This is a genomic window from Rhodoferax sp. UBA5149 (assembly GCF_002413825.1).
Taxonomy (GTDB): Bacteria; Pseudomonadota; Gammaproteobacteria; order Burkholderiales; family Burkholderiaceae_C; genus Rhodoferax.
Map to the genome: position 1 here is coordinate 7,655 of NZ_DHXT01000079.1, position 1,988 is coordinate 9,642.

1 protein-coding gene is annotated in these 1,988 nt (G+C 62.3%); it reads left to right on the forward strand.

The genetic code is table 11. The annotated features are described in order from the left end of the window. On the forward strand, positions 1 to 1,433 hold a 1,433-nt coding region (locus B3V69_RS06715), incomplete at its 5' end, for a phosphoenolpyruvate carboxylase (RefSeq protein ID WP_296444968.1). Between the last annotated feature and the right edge of the window lie 555 nt (positions 1,434 to 1,988).

Below are 1,988 nucleotides of genomic sequence, written 5' to 3' on the forward strand. Positions count from 1 at the left end.
AAGCCATCCGCCACTACATCATCAGCCACACAGAGACCGTGAGCGACTTGCTCGAAGTGCTGTTGCTGCAAAAAGAGGTGGGCTTGATGCGTGGCATTCTCAATGACCCCCACGCTTGTCACTCCGTGTACGACGCTGCCCCCCAAGGAGGCTTGCCCGCCTTGGGGCGGCCCGGCGGCGTTCCGTCTGCCCAAGCCAGCTGCGACCTGATCGTGGTGCCGCTGTTCGAGACCATCGAAGACCTGCGCAATGCGGCGCCCATCATGCGCGAGTTTTATGCGCTGCCGGGCGTTGCGCAGTTGGTGCAGCGCAGCCGTCATGACCAGTACAACGAGCAGGACATCATGCTGGGCTACTCCGACAGCAACAAGGACGGCGGCATCTTCACCAGCAACTGGGAGCTGTACCGGGCCGAGATCGCGCTGGTGGAACTGTTTGACCAGCTGGCCCAGAACACCCAGGGCGGGCGCGCGATTCAACTCCGCATGTTCCACGGCCGCGGCGGCACGGTGGGCCGGGGCGGCGGCCCGAGCTACCAGGCCATCCTGGCGCAACCTCCGGGCACCGTGCGCGGGCAGATCCGCCTGACCGAACAGGGCGAGGTCATCGGCTCCAAATACGCCAACCCCGAGATTGGCCGGCGCAACCTGGAAACCCTGGTGGCCGCCACGCTGGAAGCGACGCTGCTGCAGCCGACCAAATCGGCAACCAAACCCTTCTTGCAAGCGGCCGACGCGCTGTCGCAAAGCAGCATGGCCGCCTACCGCAGATTGGTCTACGAAACGCCCGGCTTCACCGAGTATTTTTTCGACTCGACGCCGATCCGCGAGATTGCCGAGCTCAACATCGGCTCGCGTCCGGCCTCGCGTAAAGCCTCGCAAAAAATTGAAGACCTGCGCGCCATCCCCTGGGGCTTCAGCTGGGGCCAGTGCCGTCTGACGCTGCCCGGCTGGTACGGTTTTGGTTCGGCGGTGGAGGAGTTCATGAGCCAGGACGGCGCCCCATCGCCCAAAAACACACACAAGGACAAGCTGGCCCTGCTGCAACAGATGTACAAGCAATGGCCGTTCTTCAAAACCCTGCTCTCCAACATGGACATGGTGATGGCCAAAAGCGATCTGGCGCTGGCCTCGCGTTATTCCGAATTGGTGAGCGACGCCCGTCTGCGCAAAAAAATCTTCACGGCGATCGAGTTGGAGTGGCACCGCACGACAGCAGCGCTGGGCATGATCACCGGCGACAAACAGCGCCTGGCCCACAACGCCGCGCTGCAACGCTCGATTCGCCACCGCTTTCCCTACATCGATCCCCTGCATCACCTGCAGGTGGAGCTGGTGCGCCGCTACCGAGCCGGTCAGACCGATGAGCGCATTCAACGCGGGATTCACATTTCGATCAACGGGATTGCGGCCGGGCTGCGGAATACGGGTTAGGGGGTTTCCCCCTGTTGCCCTCTTGGAATAAGCGCCAATTGCTACATAAATAATAGCATTGTCTTTTTTCTGGCACGCCTGTCGGGGCTCTTTCCCCCACTCACTCCCCCCGCCCTCTCCCGCCCCGCCGGGCGAAAGAGGGGAGCCTCATTTTATTTTTGGACTCCGGCAGCGGAATTACCGGGGACGGTTACGACTGTGCCTGGCGGGGCAAGAATTCAGAGCGCGAGTTCCGAGCGCCGGAGGCCTGTGGGTTGAGAGGATCATTGCGCGCAACGTGTTTTCCTGCCTCGTCGCAGCCGCGCAGCGGTGGCCGGTGCCGGGCCACGGTAGCGGGGGCAGCCCCAACTGTTGGACAGGGCCGTGGCGCGCTACGGCAGTCGCAACCTTCCCCGATTTCCCCGTTCCCGAAGGCCAAAGGTCAAATGAGGCTCCCCTCTTTCGCCCGGCGGGGCGAGAGAGGGGCTGGGGGAATACGAAGGGACTTCCCACTTTCTGGTAACGGCATCGAGTGCCAAGATTGGTCTTTTGAAAGTCAATCTGCAACCTTTGAAA